The 14,899-nt window shown below is 73.2% G+C and carries 16 protein-coding genes and 2 pseudogenes; 9 read left to right on the top strand and 9 right to left on the bottom strand.

Going from position 1 to position 14,899, the window contains the following annotated elements:
• The 3 genes and pseudogenes from manA to ACIBP6_RS09630 all read left to right on the top strand — a co-directional run.
• Positions 1–1,176: a mannose-6-phosphate isomerase, class I gene (gene manA / locus ACIBP6_RS09620; protein WP_397050508.1), complete on the top strand. Its 1,176-nt coding sequence runs from the start codon at positions 1–3 to the stop codon at positions 1,174–1,176.
• A gap of 110 nt (positions 1,177–1,286) precedes the next feature.
• On the top strand, positions 1,287–1,514 hold the full coding sequence (locus tag ACIBP6_RS09625) for a hypothetical protein (protein WP_397050510.1): 228 nt from the start codon (positions 1,287–1,289) through the stop codon (positions 1,512–1,514).
• 90 nt (positions 1,515–1,604) lie between these two features.
• Positions 1,605–2,153 (top strand): annotated as a pseudogene (locus ACIBP6_RS09630) (flavin reductase family protein); the annotation flags it as partial.
• 66 nt (positions 2,154–2,219) lie between these two features.
• Here ACIBP6_RS09630 and ACIBP6_RS09635 read toward each other — a convergent pair.
• The 6 genes from ACIBP6_RS09635 to ACIBP6_RS09660 all read right to left on the bottom strand — a co-directional run bounded on the left by ACIBP6_RS09635 (position 2,220) and on the right by ACIBP6_RS09660 (position 7,199).
• On the bottom strand, positions 2,220–2,732 hold the full coding sequence (locus ACIBP6_RS09635; protein WP_397050512.1) for a flavin reductase family protein: 513 nt from the start codon (positions 2,730–2,732) through the stop codon (positions 2,220–2,222).
• Between the two features lie 68 nt (positions 2,733–2,800).
• A complete protein-coding gene (locus ACIBP6_RS09640) occupies positions 2,801–3,325 on the bottom strand; it encodes an NADPH-dependent FMN reductase (RefSeq protein WP_397050513.1) in 525 nt (174 codons plus the stop codon).
• Positions 3,315–4,664 carry an LLM class flavin-dependent oxidoreductase gene (locus ACIBP6_RS09645; protein WP_397050515.1) on the bottom strand — a complete coding sequence of 450 codons (1,350 nt, stop codon included), beginning with the start codon at positions 4,662–4,664 and terminating at the stop codon, positions 3,315–3,317. Before ACIBP6_RS09645 ends, ACIBP6_RS09640 begins: the two co-directional genes overlap by 11 nt.
• Complete coding sequence (locus ACIBP6_RS09650; protein ID WP_397050517.1) at positions 4,661–5,359, bottom strand: ABC transporter ATP-binding protein; 699 nt, start codon at positions 5,357–5,359, stop codon at positions 4,661–4,663. The genes ACIBP6_RS09645 and ACIBP6_RS09650 overlap by 4 nt, the downstream gene beginning before the upstream one ends.
• Positions 5,335–6,153 carry an ABC transporter permease gene (locus tag ACIBP6_RS09655; RefSeq protein ID WP_397050519.1) on the bottom strand — a complete coding sequence of 273 codons (819 nt, stop codon included), beginning with the start codon at positions 6,151–6,153 and terminating at the stop codon, positions 5,335–5,337. The genes ACIBP6_RS09650 and ACIBP6_RS09655 overlap by 25 nt, the downstream gene beginning before the upstream one ends.
• Entirely contained in the window at positions 6,153–7,199 is a 1,047-nt protein-coding gene (locus tag ACIBP6_RS09660; protein ID WP_397050521.1) for an ABC transporter substrate-binding protein, read from the bottom strand. Before ACIBP6_RS09660 ends, ACIBP6_RS09655 begins: the two co-directional genes overlap by 1 nt.
• A 247-nt stretch (positions 7,200–7,446) precedes the next feature.
• On the opposite strand from ACIBP6_RS09660, the gene ACIBP6_RS09665 reads away from it, so the two are divergent.
• The gene (locus tag ACIBP6_RS09665; protein WP_397050523.1) at positions 7,447–8,406 is read left to right on the top strand and encodes a hypothetical protein; all 960 of its coding nucleotides are present in this window, start codon (positions 7,447–7,449) and stop codon (positions 8,404–8,406) included.
• A 3-nt stretch (positions 8,407–8,409) separates the two neighbouring features.
• Here ACIBP6_RS09665 and ACIBP6_RS09670 read toward each other — a convergent pair whose 3' ends face one another.
• Positions 8,410–10,002, bottom strand: a complete 1,593-nt coding sequence (locus ACIBP6_RS09670) for an FAD-dependent oxidoreductase (protein WP_397050525.1) — start codon at positions 10,000–10,002, stop codon at positions 8,410–8,412.
• Positions 10,003–10,069: 67 nt separating this feature from the next.
• Between ACIBP6_RS09670 and ACIBP6_RS09675 the strand changes: the two genes are divergently transcribed.
• From ACIBP6_RS09675 to ACIBP6_RS09695, 5 genes are all read left to right on the top strand, one after another.
• Positions 10,070–10,648, top strand: a complete 579-nt coding sequence (locus ACIBP6_RS09675; protein ID WP_397050527.1) for a helix-turn-helix domain-containing protein — start codon at positions 10,070–10,072, stop codon at positions 10,646–10,648.
• A 103-nt stretch (positions 10,649–10,751) separates the two neighbouring features.
• The gene (locus tag ACIBP6_RS09680; RefSeq protein ID WP_397050529.1) at positions 10,752–11,543 is read left to right on the top strand and encodes an SDR family NAD(P)-dependent oxidoreductase; all 792 of its coding nucleotides are present in this window, start codon (positions 10,752–10,754) and stop codon (positions 11,541–11,543) included.
• A gap of 13 nt (positions 11,544–11,556) precedes the next feature.
• Complete coding sequence (locus ACIBP6_RS09685) at positions 11,557–12,222, top strand: PHP domain-containing protein (RefSeq protein ID WP_397050531.1); 666 nt, start codon at positions 11,557–11,559, stop codon at positions 12,220–12,222.
• 57 nt (positions 12,223–12,279) lie between these two features.
• Positions 12,280–13,641: a serine hydrolase domain-containing protein gene (locus ACIBP6_RS09690; protein ID WP_397050533.1), complete on the top strand. Its 1,362-nt coding sequence runs from the start codon at positions 12,280–12,282 to the stop codon at positions 13,639–13,641.
• Positions 13,642–13,857: 216 nt separating this feature from the next.
• Positions 13,858–14,307: a hypothetical protein gene (locus ACIBP6_RS09695; protein WP_397050535.1), complete on the top strand. Its 450-nt coding sequence runs from the start codon at positions 13,858–13,860 to the stop codon at positions 14,305–14,307.
• A 109-nt stretch (positions 14,308–14,416) separates the two neighbouring features.
• Here ACIBP6_RS09695 and ACIBP6_RS09700 read toward each other — a convergent pair.
• Positions 14,417–14,590 (bottom strand): annotated as a pseudogene (locus ACIBP6_RS09700) (aldehyde dehydrogenase family protein); the annotation flags it as partial.
• Between the two features lie 64 nt (positions 14,591–14,654).
• Positions 14,655–14,834, bottom strand: coding sequence for a hypothetical protein (locus ACIBP6_RS09705; protein ID WP_397050537.1), 180 nt, complete (start codon positions 14,832–14,834; stop codon positions 14,655–14,657).
• Positions 14,835–14,899: the final 65 nt, after the last annotated feature.

Here is a 14,899-nt window from a genome sequence, read left to right on the forward strand (position 1 = left end):
GTGCCACAGCCCGACCTCACCGCGCCCCTGCGCCTGGTCACCGTCATCCGCCCCTACGACTGGGGTTCGGTCACCGCGCTGCCCGAGTTGTTCGGCACGGAGCCGACGGGCGAGCCGCAGGCCGAGCTCTGGATGGGCGCCCACCCGGGCGCGCCCTCGCTCGCCGGGGGCGTCCCGCTGAACGAGCTCATCGCGCGCGACCCGGTCGCCGCGCTCGGCGAGCGCACCGCCGCCCGGTTCGGCGCCGCGCTGCCGTACCTGCTGAAGGTGCTGGCGATCGAGCGCCCGCTCTCCTTGCAGGTGCATCCGACCGCCGAGCAGGCCAGGGCCGGGTACGCCGCCGAGACGGCCAGGGGCATCCCGCTGGACGACTTCGCCCGCACCTACAAGGACGCCTCGCACAAACCCGAGATGGTGTGCGCGGTCACACCCTTCCACGGGCTGTGCGGCTTCCGCGACCCGGCCGCCACGGCTGATCTGCTCGACGGCCTCGGCGTGCCGGGGCTCGCCCCTTGGATCGCGACGCTGCGCGGCGCCGAGCCCGCGCGGGCGGTGCGCGAGGTGTTCGCCGCGATGCTGGACGACGCCGCGCGCCCGCTGCGCGCCGAGATCGAGCGCGTGCTGCTCGACCGGCATGACGGCGATCAGGCCGTCTACGGCGACATCGCCCGCGCCTACCCCGGCGACCCCGGGATCGCCGCCGCCCTGCTGCTCAACCACGTCAGCCTGCGGCCCGGCGAAGCCCTCTACCTCGGCGCCGGGGTCCCCCACGCCTACCTGGGCGGCATCGGCGTGGAGATCATGGCGAACTCCGACAACGTGCTGCGCTGCGGCCTCACCTCCAAGCACGTGGACGTGCCCGAGCTGATGCGGGTGGTCGACTTCGGGCCGTCCGAGCCGTTCCTGGTGGAGCCGGCGAACGAGGGCGCGTACGCCTACCGGCCGCCGGCGGCCGAGTTCGGCCTGACGCGGTACGAGCTGACGGGCGAGGAGGCTGCGGTGTTGCCGGGGGGTGTGCCGCAGATCGTCCTCTGCGTCGAGGGCGAGGGGCGGCTCGGGGACGAGCTGACGCTGCGGCCGGGGCAGTCGGCGTTCGTGCCGGCGGCCGTACCGTCGATGCTGCTTTCCGGAAAGGGGACGATATATCGCGCTCAGCCGGGCGACTCTACGATGTAGCTTCAGAAGCGGAAACAGTGCCACAAGTCCTGGTAAAGCCAGCCTTATGGCGCTAGGCAGCGGGGCGGCCGCGCGGCGACCATCGTCTTGTCCGGATTGTGGAGGTGACGATGATGATGGGTGGCCGGGTGATCCTGGAGGCGCCCGTGGTCGACGTCGAGCTGGCCGCGCTGAAACGGCGCGTCGGCGAGCTCGAGGAGCACGTACGCACGCTCACGGCCGCGAACCTCGCCCTCGTCCGCGCCATGGAGGCCATGCGTGAGGAGGTCAGACGCATCCTCACGGGCCCGCCCGGGACGACGGTGGAGCAGGCCGCCGAGCCGGTGGCCGCACGCTGACCCCGTCCGCGCTCGCCGGCGTCCCGGCGAGCGACGCCGGCGGGCACGCTTCGACCGGGGTTTGATCGTCGCGTTCCTAGGCTCCGGTGCATGTCCATCCACGTGACCATCGAGCCGAGCATCCTGTACTTCGGGACGCCGGTCGTGTTGTTGTCCACCGAGAACCCCGACGGCTCGTTCAACCTCGCGCCCATGTCGTCGGCGTGGGCGCTGGGGAAGACGATCGTCCTCGGGGTCGGCCGCGCGGGGCAGACCGCGCGCAACCTGGCCGAACGGCCCGACCTGGTGATCAACCTGCCGGCCGCGTACCAGTGGGAGACGGTGGAACGCCTGGCGCCGCTGACCGGCCGCGACCCCGTCCCGGCGAGCAAACCGGACGGCTGCCGCTTCGAGCCCGACAAGTTCGGCGCCGCCGGCCTGCACGCCGCCCCCTCCGACGGCGTGCGGCCGCCGCGCGTGGTGGAGTGTCCGCTGCAGTTCGAGGCCAGGGCGGTAAGCGTACGCGCGGACGCGTCGGGCTCGTTCGTCATCGCCGAGGCCGTGGTGTCGAAGGTGCACGCCGACCCCCGCCTCGTCGTCCCTGGCACGAACCACGTGGACCCGGGGGCCTGGAGCCCGCTGATCTACAACTTCCGCCACTACTTCGGCCTGGGCCCAGAACGCGGCCGCTCCTACCGCTCCGAGACCCCGCCCGAACAACGCGGCTCAGTGGTCGGGATGGGCCAGGAAGCGGCCGAAACGGCCCTGGTGGTAGAGGAGCGGGCGGCCGGGCCGGTGCACGTCGGCCTCGGCGACCAGGCCGACGACCAGGATGTGGTCGCCGACCCCCGCTCTGTCGTACGGCAGGCAGATCAGGTGCGCTGAGACGTCCTCCAGCAGCGGGGCGCCCAGCGGGCCGGGGCGCCAGCGGGTGGGCGCGGCGAAGCGGTCGGCACCCTTGCGGGCGAACCGGGCCGCCAGCTCGGCCTGGTCGCTGGCCAGGATGTTGACCGCGAAGTGCCCGGCCGCGCCCAGCCGGGGCCAGGTGGTGGAGGAACGGTCGACGTAGAAGGAGACGAGCGGCGGTTCGAGGCTGACCGAGGAGAACGACGTGGCGGTGAGCCCGACGGGGACACCGCCGCTCTGCGCGGTGATGATCACGACGCCGCTGGCGTGCACGGCGAGCGTGCGCCGGAACCGCTCGGCCGCCACGGCGCGCTCGGGAAGGGTGTCGGTCATGCGGGCGCCCCCGTCCTGCCGGATGTCACTGATGGCACGATCACGAGAGAGTTCCTCACGGGAGAAGGTCATGGCCGGCCGTCGAGCGCCGCGCGCACGTGCGGCCCCACCGCGGCCTGCCAGGGATCCAGCACCTCCCGCAGCCGCGGGAGGTCCGCCTCGACCAGCGCGAGGCCGGGTGTCGGGACGCTCGCGCCCAGCTCCACCAGGAGCGGGCGCAGGTGCACCTCGACGGCGAGCGCGTGCCGCGGGTCGCCCATCACGAGCACGGGCAGCGCGACCGTGCCGGCCAGGGCCCGCGACGGCAGCCCGTCCAGGAACACCTTGAGCAGCCCCGTGTAGGTGCCCTTGTAGGTGGGGCCGGCCACGACGAGCACCTTCGCCGCGGCGACCCGTTCGCGGGCCGCCGTCACGTCGGGCGGCGGCCCGGGCGACAGCAGCCGCGGCGCCAGCTCCGACAGGTCCACCAGCGCGACGGGATCGTCATGCCCGGCTCCCTTGGCCAGGGTCTCGGCGATCTCGACCGCGGCGTCGAGCGTCCTGGACCCGCTGCGCGGGTTGCCGGCCAGCGCCACCACGCCCTCACCGGACACCGCGACCACCCCCGGAGACCTGGCGGGGTCCGTACTGGCTGGCGGGTCTGGGCAGGCCGTAGTGGGAGCGCAGGGTGGAGCCCTCGTACGCGGTCCTGAACAGGCCGCGGCGCCGCAGAATGGGCACCACCTCGTCGGCGAACACGTCGAACCCGCCGTTCAGGTAGGGCGGCATGACGTTGAAGCCGTCGGCCGCCCCGCCCAGGAACCACTCCTGCATGCGGTCGGCGATCTGCTCGGGCGTCCCGGCGGTCACCCAGTGCCCGCGGGCTCCGGCCAGGCGGTGCAGGAGCTGTCTGATGGTGGGCCGCTCCCGGTCGATGATGTCCACCACGACCTGGAAACGGCTGCCGTAGCCGCGCTGCTCGTGGGTGGGCAGCTTCTCCCGGGGCACCGGGCCGTCCAGGTCGTGACCGGACAGGTCGACGCCGAGGAACTGGCGCAGTTGCCGCAGCGAGTACTCCGGCTGGGTCAGCTCGTCGAACTCCTTCCGCAGGGCCAGCGCCTCCGCCTCGGTCGAGCCGATGAACGGGCTGATGCCCGGCAGCACCTTGACGAGGTCGGGGTCGCGGCCCTCGGCCCGGACCCTGGCCTTGACGTCGGCGTAGAAGGCACGGGCGTTGTCGAGGGTCTGGTGGGCGGTGAAGATCGCCTCGGCGTGGCGGGCAGCGAACGCCTTGCCGTCCTGCGAGGAGCCCGCCTGCACGTAGACGGGCCTGCCCTGGGGGATGCGCGGGGTGTTGAGCGGGCCGCGGACGCGCAGCCACTCGCCGGCGTGCTCGATGGGGTGGATCTTGGCGTCGTCGGCGAAGACCCCCGAATCGGGGTCGATGATGAGCGCGTCGTCCTCCCAGCTGTCCCACAGCGCGCTCACCACCCGGACGAACTCGTCCGCCCGCGCGTACCGCGACGCGTGCGGCGGGTGCTCGTCGAGCCCGAAGTTCTGCGCCGCCTGGGGGGCGCCGGTGGTGACGATGTTCCACCCGGCCCGCCCGCCGCTGAGGTGGTCGAGCGAGGCGAACAGCCGCGCCAGGTTGTACGGCTCCAGGTAGGTCGTGGAGGCGGTGGCGATCAGGCCGATCCTGCTGGTGGCCATGGCGAGGGCCGACAACCAGGTGAACGGCTCCAGCCGGAAGCGGCTGGCGTAGCGGACGTTGTCCGGCAGCGAGGGCCCGTCCGCGAAGAACACCGCGTCGAACGTGGCCTCCTCCGCCCGCCGCGCGAGTTCCTGGTAGTAGGTGATGTCCAGCACCCGGTGCGGTTCGGCGCCGCGGAAGCGCCAGGCGGCCTCGTGGTGCCCGGCCGGGTAGACGAACAGGTTGAGGTTCAGCTGTCTCACGTGCGCTCTTCTCCTGTCACGCCGAGCGCGCGCAGCAGCTCGGCCCGGATCTCGGTGGTGCCTCTGCCGCCGTCGAGCCGCTGCTCGGCGGCGATCCTGCCGTGGTCGAGCACGAGGACGCGGTCGGCCAGCGCGATGGCCTCGTCCACGTCGTGGGTGACCAGGAGCACGGCGGGCCGGTGCTGCTCGACCAGGCGGCGCAGCAGAACGTGCATCTTGACCCTGGTCAGGGCGTCGAGGGCGCCGAAGGGTTCGTCGGCGAGCAGCAGCCGGGGCTCGCGTACGAGGGAGCGCGCCAGCGCCACCCGCTGCTGCTCGCCACCGGACAGCTCGGTCGGCCAGGCGCGCTCCCGGCCGGCCAGGCCCACCTCGGCCAGGCTCTGCCGGCCGCGGGCCGCGGCCCCGTCGAGGCCGAGGACGACGTTGTCCAGCACCCGCTGCCAGGGCAGGAGCCTGGCGTCCTGGAAGACCACCGACACCTGCGCGGGCACCTCGACCAGCCCGTCCCCCGCCACGTCACCGTCCAGGCCGGCCAGGGCCCGCAGCAGGGTGCTCTTGCCCGATCCGCTCTGCCCGAGCAGGGCCACGAACTCGCCAGGCTCGATCTCCAGGTCCAGGGCGTCCAGGATGGTGCGGGCGCCGTACCGGCGGGTGAGGGCCTCGACGCGGATCAGCCGGCGAGTGTCCGTCGCCATGACAGGGCCCTCCTCTCCACCAGCCGCACCCCGGCGTCGGAGAAGAGGCCGAGCAGGCCGTACAGGACGATGCCGACGAGGATCACGTCGGTCTGCCCGTACGTGCGCGCCAGGTCCATCATGTAGCCGATGCCGGTGGTGGAGTTGATCAGCTCGGCCACGACCAGGTACAACCAGGCCGTGGTGACCGCGAAGCGCATGCCGAGCAGGAACCCGGGCAGTGCCCCCGGCAGGACCACCTTCCTGACGAACGCGCCGCGCCCGAGGCCGACGGTCTCGGCCAGCTCGACGTAGCGGCTGTCGATGCCGCGCAGCCCGTTGTGCGTATGGACGTAGATGGGCACGAACACGCCGAGGGCGATGACGGTCACCTTCATGCCCTCGCCGATGCCGAGCCACAGGATCAGCAGCGGCATCAGCGCGAGCGCCGGAACGGCCCGCTTGATCTGGACGGGCCCGTCGATCACGGCCTCGCCCCAGCGGCTCAGCCCGGAGACGAGCGCGAGCAGCGTGCCCAGCGGAATGCCGAAGGCCAGCCCCAGCAGAACGCGCCGGACGGAGGCGAGCAGGTTGTCCTGCAGGCGGCCCGACTCGATCAGCTCGGCCGCGGTGGTGACCACCGTCCACGGCGCCGACAGGAACCGGGGGTCGAGCAGGCCCGTCACCGAGGCCACCGACCAGAGCGCGAGCAGCAGCGACGGGCCCACCAGGAAGCCGAGCGCGATCCGCGGGCCGGGCCGCAGCCTCCTTCGCCGGCGGACGGCCGCCTCGGGGCGGGTGGCGACGAGGGTCATCAGGCACCGTCCTTGATCGCGTCCGCGCCCACCGGCTGGAAGCGCGGGTCGTACAGGTCCTCGGCCTTCAGCACCGGGTTGCCGGTCTCCTCGGCGAGGATGTCGATGACCTCCTGGTGCCGGGCGATGGCCTGCGACCAGTCGGCGGGGATGTCCGGCTCGCCGGCCAGCTCGGCCAGGTAGCGGCCGTCGGCGGCGCTGAGGCCCTGGTCCTTGACGTAGTAGCCGTCGATCCACTCCTCCGGGTGCTCGTACACCCAGCGGGAGGCGCGGGCCCAGGCGGCGACGTACGCGCGGATCGCGGCGGCCTTGGCCGGGTCCTCCAGCGTTTCGGTGCGGACGTAGAGGTGGCTCGGGTCGTCGCGCAGCCCGTGCCGGACGGTCGTGGCGCCGTCCCGGCCGAACTTGGCGACGTACCGCCTGATGTTGACGCCGCCGATGGGCGCCACGTCCACCTGCTTGGAGGCCAGGGCGTTGGGGTAGACGTCGCCGGTGCTCGGCAGCTCGACGAGGGTGACGTCGTTCTTGGTCAGCCCGGCCCGCTTGAGCACCTTGAGGACGAGCGCGCCCTGCGCCTGCCCGGGGCTGTAGGCGATCTTCTTGCCGCGCAGGTCGGCCAGGGTCCGCACGGTGACGCCCGGTGCGATGCCGAGCTCGTAGGTCGGATGGTCGAGGGGGTCCTTGCGGAACTTCGAGGCGACGATCTTCACGGGCAGGCCGGTCCAGGTCGCGTAGACGGCTGGGATCTCCGCGACCGCGCCGACGTCGAGCGCGCCGGCCCGGAACGCCTCGCTGGTCTGGGGGCCGCCGCTGATGTTGGCCCACTCGATGTCGAACGGGAGTGTGCCGAGCTCGCCGGAGAGCTCCAGCGCGACCTTGGTGGACGGATCTCCGACGATCAGCTTGGTGCCCTTGGGGACGGTGGCCGGCAGCGGCGCGTCCGGCGCGAGCGCCGCCGCGGCGGGCTCGCCACCCGGGGCGCACGCGACCGACGCGGCCAGCAGGAACGCGGCGAGCACGGGTCGTAGGAGGGAGGAGACAGGCATACGAGATGGCCCTTCACAAGCGAAACGGGATGTCGTAGGCGGTTTTCGAGATCAGCGACACTGCGCGCTGGCGACGTGGCCGTGGTCCACGTGCGGGCGGCGGGTCAGGTTCGCGGCCTGGCTCATGACCTCGAAGCTACGAGCCGTCCTCCCTAAAGTCAATATTTCCTACTGGATATACATGATTAGCGCGCGGCAGGTGGATCTGGTTTTATGTCAACTCCCCGGAAGAAATCGAGGAGCGCCCGTGAACAGCCCGTACCTCCCGCCGATCGACGCCTCCGACGCCACCGTGGTGTTCGGCCCCGAGAAGGAGGAGCCCGGCTACTGGGCAGGTGCGCCCGGCGTGCTGCACGACGGCGAGCGTTTCTGGCTCACCTACCGCCACCGCCGGCCCCGTGGCGCCGGGCACGAACGCGGCTGGCGCTGCGCCGTGGCCGTCAGCGACGACGGCGTGCGCTTCTCCGAGGTGTGGTCGGTGCACAAGGACGAGCTGCGCACGCCGTCCATGGAGCGCTTCCGCCTGACCCGGACGCCCGGCGGCTACCGCCTGTACCTGTCGTACGTCGATCCCGCCGACAACCGCTGGCGCGTCGACGCCCTGGCCGCCGACCATCCCTCGCGCTTCGACCTCACCGACGCCCGGCCCGTCCTGACCGCCGCCTCCACGGGCACCGAGGGCGTCAAGGACCCGTACGTCGTCCAGGACGGGCCGGTGACGTACCTGTTCGCCAGCTACGCCGAGCCGCGCGCCGGCCTGCCGGCCGACGCGCACGCCACCGCCGACGTCTACGCCGTCGGCGCCACCACCCACCCCACGGGGCTGGCCGTCTCCGTCGACGGCGGCGCGAGCTTCCGCTGGCACGGCGAGGTGCTGCCCGTGGGCTCCGGCTGGGACCGCTACCAGGCCCGGCTCAACAGCGTCGTCCCGGCGGCCGGCGGCTACCTCGGCTTCTACGACGGGTCGGCCTCACCCGAGGAGAACTACGAGGAACGCTGCGGCCTGGCCGTCTCGGCGGACCTGTTCACCTGGCGGCGGCTGACGAACACCGCGCCGTGGAGCGTCTCGCCGTACGGGACGGGCTCCCTTCGCTACCTGGACGCGTTGATCGTGGACGGGCGGTGGTGGCTGTACTACGAGCTGACCCGCGCCGACGGCTCGCACGACCTGCGGCTGACCAGGGTGAGCGCGGCGGGCTCACCCTGAACGTCACGGGCGACGGCGGATCTTGAGCACGTTGTCGTGACGGGTGCCGCGCCGGCCGTCCGGGGTGGCCTGGGCGCGGTCGAACTCCTCGCTGCGCAGCACGTCCCACTCCCCTTCGCCGAGCTCCAGAGACGCGAGCACCTCCTCGGGCGTCGGGAAGTGCACGTCGGGGTGGTCGTGGTCGTGCTCCCAGGACGGCCAGCCCGCGTGCCCGACGACGAGCAGCACCCCTCCTGGCGCGACGGCCGAGGCGGCGGCGCGCAGGATCTTCTCGCGCGGCATGTCGACGGGAGAGTGCAGGTAGCACGCGGAGACGAGATCGTAGGAGCCCTCGGGGAAGGAGGCCGCGAGGTCGTGCCGCTGCCAGTCGACACGGTCGGCCACGCCGGCCTCGGCGGCCTGGGCGGCGCCGCGTTCGAGGGCGACGCGGGAGATGTCGGCGGCGGTGACCCGCCAGCCCTGCCGCGCCAGCCAGACGGCGTCACCGCCCTCGCCGCAGCCCAGGTCGAGGGCGGTGCCCGGCGTCAGGTCCGCGGCCTCGCGGACGAGCGCGACGTTGGGCTCGCCGCTCCAGATCCGCTCGCTCTCGTTGTAACGGTCGTCCCAGAACTCGTCGGCCGGGCGGTCGTCGGCCGCGGACGTCCGCGCGCGTCGGGCGGCCACGGCGGTGCGGGTCTCCTCGGCGACCAGGTCGGCGTTGATGACGGCACCGGCGCGCACGCCCGCCGCCGCCGCCGAGATGACCTGGTCCATGAGGTTCGAGACGTTGCCCGCCACCCACACCCCCGGCACGCTCGTCGCCCCCGACGGGTCGGCCGGCAGGTACGTACCGAGGACGTGGCCGCCCATCTCCAGCTCGGCGGTCTCCAGGCCGAGGCCGGCCAGGTGCTCCGTACGGGCCGTCATGCGGCCGGCGGCGACGAGCACCCGGCGCGGGACCTCGCGCCCGTCGGCCAGCCGCAGGCCGCGCAGGCGTCCGCCGTCGACGACGGCCTCGGCCACCTCGCCCTCCACCACGGCCACGCCCCTGGCGGCGAGCTCCTCGCGCGCCTCCTCGCCCGGCTCCGGCGCGGTGTGCAGGAACAGGGTCACGTCGTCGCTCCACTGCCGCCACAGCAGCGCCTGGTGCACGGCCATCGGGCCGGTGGCCAGGACGCCGATCGGCTGGTCGCGCACCTCCCAGCCGTGGCAGTACGGGCAGTGCAGCACGTCGCCGCCCCACAGCTCGGCCAGGCCAGGCACCTCGGGCAGCTCGTCCACCACGCCCGTGGTCACCAGCAGCCGGCGGGCCTCGACCGCCGTCCCGTCCTCGCGGGTGACGCGGAAGCGGCCCTCGCCGAGCCGCTCGGCGCCCGTGACGGTGCCCGTCACGATCTCGACGCCGTACGCGGTCACCTCCTCGCGGCCGATGGCCAGCAGCTCCCGCGGCGGCACGCCCTCGCGCGTCAGGAAGGCGTGCACCCCTTGTGCGGGCGCGTTCCGCGGCGCGCCCGAGTCGATCACCAGCACCTTGCGCCGGGCCCGGCCCAGTGCGAGCGCTCCGCTCAGACCGGCGGCGCCGCCGCCGATCACCACCACGTCGTATGTCGTTTCCATGGCGCAACTGTCGCCGCGGTGATGACAATTTGCCAAATTACCTTGCCGTAATGGCAAACTGGTCGGCATGGATCTCGATGGGGTGCTTCAGTCGGTGGGCCCGCGGCTGCGGGCGATGCGCCAGGAGCGGGGCACGACGCTGGCGGAGCTGTCCACGACCACCGGCATCTCGGTGAGCACGCTGTCGCGGCTGGAGTCGGGGCAGCGCAGGCCGACGCTGGAGCTGCTGCTCCTGCTGGCCAGGGCGTACCAGGTGCAGCTCGACGAGCTGATCGGCGCGCCCGTGACCGGCGACCCGCGCGTGCACCTGCGGCCGGTCGAGCGCTTCGGCATGACGTACATCCCGCTGAGCCGGCGGGCGGGCGGGTTGCAGGCGTACAAGCAGATCTACCCGCCGCACTGGCCGGGCTACGAGCCGGAGCAGCGGGTCCACGAGGGTTACGAGTGGCTGTACGTGCTGGCCGGGCGGCTGCGTCTGCGGCTCGGCCCGCACGACGTCGTCCTCGGGGCGGGCGAGGTCGCCGAGTTCGACACGCGGACGCCGCACGCCTTCGTCAACCCCGGCGACGAGCCCACCGAGGTGCTCGCCCTGTTCGGCCCGCAGGGCGAGCGCATGCACGTACGCGCCCGCCCCGCCCCCAAGTGAGGGGCGCTCCCGCTCGACCGTGCTTGACAGCGGTGGTGTCCCGTGGTGAAGCTGATTCCAGAACTTAGTTCTAAAACATGCCGCTCGGCCGTGCAGGAGGAGCATGATGGGCGTACTCGACGGCAAGGTCGCGCTGGTGACCGGGGCCAGCAGAGGCATCGGCGCCGCCATCGCGGCGGAGTTCGCCGCGGCGGGCGCGCGCGTGGCGGCCAGCGCGCGGACGCTCTCGCCCGGCACCAGCCGGCTGCCCGGCACCCTTGAGGACACGATCGCCGGCATCCGCGCCGCCGGCGGGACGGCGGAGGCCTTCCAGGCCGACCTGGCCGTGCCGCAGGACCGCGAGCGGCTGGTCGAGCAGGTGCGCGCGCACTACGGCGACATCGACATCCTGGTCAACAACGCCGCCGTCACCTACTTCACGCCGGTGGCCGACTTCACCGCGCGCCGCTACGCGTTGATGTTCGAGGTGCAGGTGACGGCGCCGACGCAGCTGGCGCAGCTGGTCATCCCCGGCATGCGGGCGCGCGGACAGGGCTGGATCCTGAACATCTCCTCGATCGCCGCCCGCCACCCGAGCATGCCGCCGGGGCCGCACGCGGGGCTGGGCGCCACGGTGTACGGCATGTGCAAGGCGGCGCTCGAACGTTTCACCACGGGCCTGGCCGCCGAGCTCTACGCCGACGGCATCGCGGTCAACTCGCTCGCGCCGACCAAGGTGGTGCCGACCCCGGGCACGCTGTTCCACCGGCTGACCACCGAGGAGGACCCGAACGCCGAACCGCCGGAGGTGATGGCCGCCGCCGCGCTCGCCCTGTGCCAGGCCCCGCCCGGCAAGCTCACCGGCCGCATCGCCTACTCCCAGGAGCTGCTGGCCGAGCTCGGCCTGTCGTCCTGACCGTCCGTACGCCGTGATCTCCGCACCGCGACCGGCCCGGCCCGTCCGGCCGGGCTGGGTACGCGTCGACTGCCACCTGCACACCGTCGCCTCCGGCGACTCGGTCATGACGCTCGACCAGCTGGCCGAACGCGTGGCGGCCCTCCGGATCGACGTGGTCTGCGTCACCGACCACAATCACCTGGCGGGCGGCGCCGAGGAGCTCTCCCGCGCGGTCGGCGCCCGGGTGGTGCCGGGCGAGGAGATCCGGACCGGCTCCGGCGAGCTGATCGGCCTCTTCCTCACCGAACGGGTGCCGTACGTGCTGCCCGCCGAGCGGGTGGTCGAGCGGATCCGGGCGCAGGGCGGCATCGTGTGCGCGCCGCACCCGTACGATCCGCACCGGTTCGGGGTCGGCGACCGCCTCGAGGCGATGTGCGCCGCCGGGATGATCGACGCGGTGGAGGTGTTCAACGCGAAGACCCCCGACCATGAGCACAACCTGGCGGCGCTGCGCACGGCGCGGGCGTACGGACTGCCGGCCACGGTCGGCTCGGACGCGCACGACCCGGCCGGAGTCGGCGCCGCCTATCTGGAGATGCCGGACTTCGACGGCCCCGCGTCCTTCCTGGACGCCCTGCACGAGGCCGAGCCGCACGGCGAATACCGCCCGCACGCCCTGCGCTACGGTTTCCCGTAACGAAGGCGGCGGTTCGCCGCAATGGTGTGCGGCCGAGGGCGTCGTTAGCGTCGGCGCATGCTCACCACCCTCACGGCGATCTGCCTGGCCCTGTCCCCCGCCCTCCCGGCATCCGTCGACGCCTACGTCGAGCGGTACCGCGGGGCCACGGGATTGCCCGGGGTCGCCGTGGTGATCACGGAAGGGAACCGGGTCGTGCACGCCGCCGGGTACGGCCGCACCGCCACCGGCGAGCCCGTCACGGCCGACACGCCCATGGCGATGGCCTCGGTCAGCAAGTCGTTCACCGCCCTGGCCGTCATGCGGCTCGCCGAGCACGGCAAGGTCGCCCTCGACCAGCCGGTGCGCCGCTATCTGCCCGAGTTCGCCATGGCGGACCCGCGGGCCGCGAAGATCACCGTACGGCAGCTGCTCCACCAGACCTCCGGCATGGCCGACTCGGCCTTCCGCGAGAAGAGCCTGCCCCAGCCGGAGACGCTCGAAGGCGCCGTGGCCCGGCTCAGGACGGCGCGGCTCGCCACGGAGCCCGGCGCCGCCTTCAGCTACCACAACACCAACTACCAGGTCGCCGCGCGGCTCGTCGAGGTGGTCGGCGGCCGGCCGTTCGCTGCCTACCTCGACGCGCACGTGTTCGAGCCGCTCGGCATGCGCCGCAGCACCACCGTCGACACCGACCGCGACCTGCCCGGCAGCGCCCGCGGCCACCTGTACGTCCTCGGCCGGGCCGTCGCGGTGCCGGAGCCCACGGGGTTCGGCAACGGGTCAGGAGGGGTGCTCAGCACCGCCCACGACATGGGCCGGTGGTTGATCGCACAGCGCTCGGGGATCCTGTCGCCCCGGAGTGTCCGGGAGATGCGCACGCCGTCCGCGCAGAACGAGGACTACGCCCTCGGCTGGATGCTCGACGAGACCGAACGCGGCACGCCCGTCCTGGAGCACGGCGGCGACCTGTTCACCTCCACCGCGCACCAGCTGGTGATGCCCGGCACGGGGCACGGGATCGCGGTCATGGCCAACACCGGCATGGCCTACTCCGACGCGCACGAGCTCATGGCCGGCCTGGTCACTCTCATCGAGGGCGGCACCCCTCAGCCGCCCTCCCGGGCGCCCCTCCTCCTCACCGACGTGCTGTTCGCGCTGCTGACCCTGCTGACCGTCGGGCTCGGGGTGCGGGGCGCCGTGCGTGCCCGCCGGTGGGCCGGGCGGAGGTTGTGGCGGCTGGCGCCGTACCTGGCGCCGGCGGTGTTGTGCGTGACGATCGTGCCGATCCATCGCGTGCTGGCGCGTGGCCGGGACGCCTCGTGGGTGCAGCTGGCGTACCTCTATCCGACGTTCATGGTGTGGCTGGGGACGGCCTGCCTCGCGTGCCTGACGGTGGTGGCCGCCCGGCTTCTCGCCGCCGGGCGGCGCGGGCTGTGACCGGGGGCGGGGTTTGGATCGCCGTTCTCCGTCGGCGGCAAAGAGGAGGTTGGTCAGTTCGCACGCGGGCGTGACCTGCGCCGGGCGTCCGGGGCGGCATCGTGGAGAGATACGGGAGAGGAGCCCATGACGCAGCCGCCATGACCGGGGACGCGAATCGCGTTCCGCGCCCATCTGACGACGTCCGGAAATTTCTGGACTTCGGGGGGAAATCACATGGCCGAGATCACGACGCGTTCCGTCACGGCCCTCGTGCTGGCGGCCGCGTTCGCCACCGCGCCGCAGCCGGGCGCGCACGCTGCCCACGACGCCCGGCAGGCCGGTCAAGGGAGCCAGGCCGTTCCATCGGAGGCTCAGCGACCCGGCGACCGGGAAGGCGCGCGGCGCGACTTCTCGTGTGGCACGGCGGCCGGCGGGGCGCGGGTGACCACCCACATGGCCGACCCGCGCCTGGCCCGGAACCGGCCGGCCGCGTGCGCGCTCGCGCTGGACGTGGCCGACGCCTACCACGAGCACGTCCCGGCGGCGACGCCGCAGGACGGGCTGCCGTACTTCCTCGTTCAGGTGCGCGGCATCGGCTGGTCGTGCGCGCGGGTCGCGGGCGCGTCCGTCCCGTACGGGCAGTGCACGCATCCTCCGGGCGACGACGTGAAGGTGTACGGCTGAGCGGCGACAGGTCCTTCGTGGCCGTGACAGGCCTCTTCACCGGCCGGCCCTGCTCGTCGAAGCGGGTGCCGGTGCCGCGCCCGCCGTCGGCCGGATAGGCGAGGGCCGCTCAGAACGGGTAGTGCGCCTGCTGGGTGGCGAGCGTCAGCCAGCGCGTGTTCGAGAAGGCCTCCACCCCCCAGCGTCCGCCGGAACGGCCGTGGCCGGAGGAGCGGAAGCCGCCGAACGGGGCCTGCGGCTCGTCGGCGACCGACTGGTCCTTGACGTGCACGATGCCGGTCTTGAGGCGGCGGGCGCGAGGCCGCCGCCTCGATCACCGCGCCGCGCGGGAGGTCCTCACCGGATCATCACCGAGAACGGCGCGCGGGGCCCGGCATCTCGGCGGCCGGCGCCACGCTGAAGCCCGCCCACGGCCGGGTGCCGCCCACTTCCACGGCCATCAGCGCGATGACCTCCTCGGCGCGCGCCCGCAGCAGGTCCGCGGCCCGGAGGAAGATCGTGCGGCGGGTGAACGGGCTCAGCCCCACCCAGCGTCGAACGCCGCGTCGGCGGCGTCCACGACGTGGGTGACGTCCTCGACGCCGGCGGCGGC

It is taken from the genome of Nonomuraea terrae, from assembly GCF_044465245.1.
In the GTDB taxonomy this organism is placed as follows: domain Bacteria; phylum Actinomycetota; class Actinomycetes; order Streptosporangiales; family Streptosporangiaceae; genus Nonomuraea; species Nonomuraea terrae.

Bases quoted from the DNA above. Each gene is read 5' to 3' on its own strand.
- ACIBP6_RS09680 (WP_397050529.1), top strand. From the start codon at position 10,752: ATGATGGGCGTACTCGACGGCAAGGTCGCGCTGGTGACCGGGGCCAGC.
- ACIBP6_RS09655 (WP_397050519.1), bottom strand. From the start codon at position 6,153: ATGACCCTCGTCGCCACCCGCCCCGAGGCGGCCGTCCGCCGGCGAAGG.
- ACIBP6_RS09675 (WP_397050527.1), top strand. From the start codon at position 10,070: ATGGATCTCGATGGGGTGCTTCAGTCGGTGGGCCCGCGGCTGCGGGCG.
- ACIBP6_RS09660 (WP_397050521.1), bottom strand. From the start codon at position 7,199: ATGCCTGTCTCCTCCCTCCTACGACCCGTGCTCGCCGCGTTCCTGCTG.
- ACIBP6_RS09670 (WP_397050525.1), bottom strand. From the start codon at position 10,002: ATGGAAACGACATACGACGTGGTGGTGATCGGCGGCGGCGCCGCCGGT.
- ACIBP6_RS09625 (WP_397050510.1), top strand. From the start codon at position 1,287: ATGATGATGGGTGGCCGGGTGATCCTGGAGGCGCCCGTGGTCGACGTC.
- ACIBP6_RS09695 (WP_397050535.1), top strand. From the start codon at position 13,858: ATGGCCGAGATCACGACGCGTTCCGTCACGGCCCTCGTGCTGGCGGCC.
- ACIBP6_RS09635 (WP_397050512.1), bottom strand. From the start codon at position 2,732: ATGACCGACACCCTTCCCGAGCGCGCCGTGGCGGCCGAGCGGTTCCGG.
- ACIBP6_RS09690 (WP_397050533.1), top strand. From the start codon at position 12,280: ATGCTCACCACCCTCACGGCGATCTGCCTGGCCCTGTCCCCCGCCCTC.
- ACIBP6_RS09650 (WP_397050517.1), bottom strand. From the start codon at position 5,359: ATGGCGACGGACACTCGCCGGCTGATCCGCGTCGAGGCCCTCACCCGC.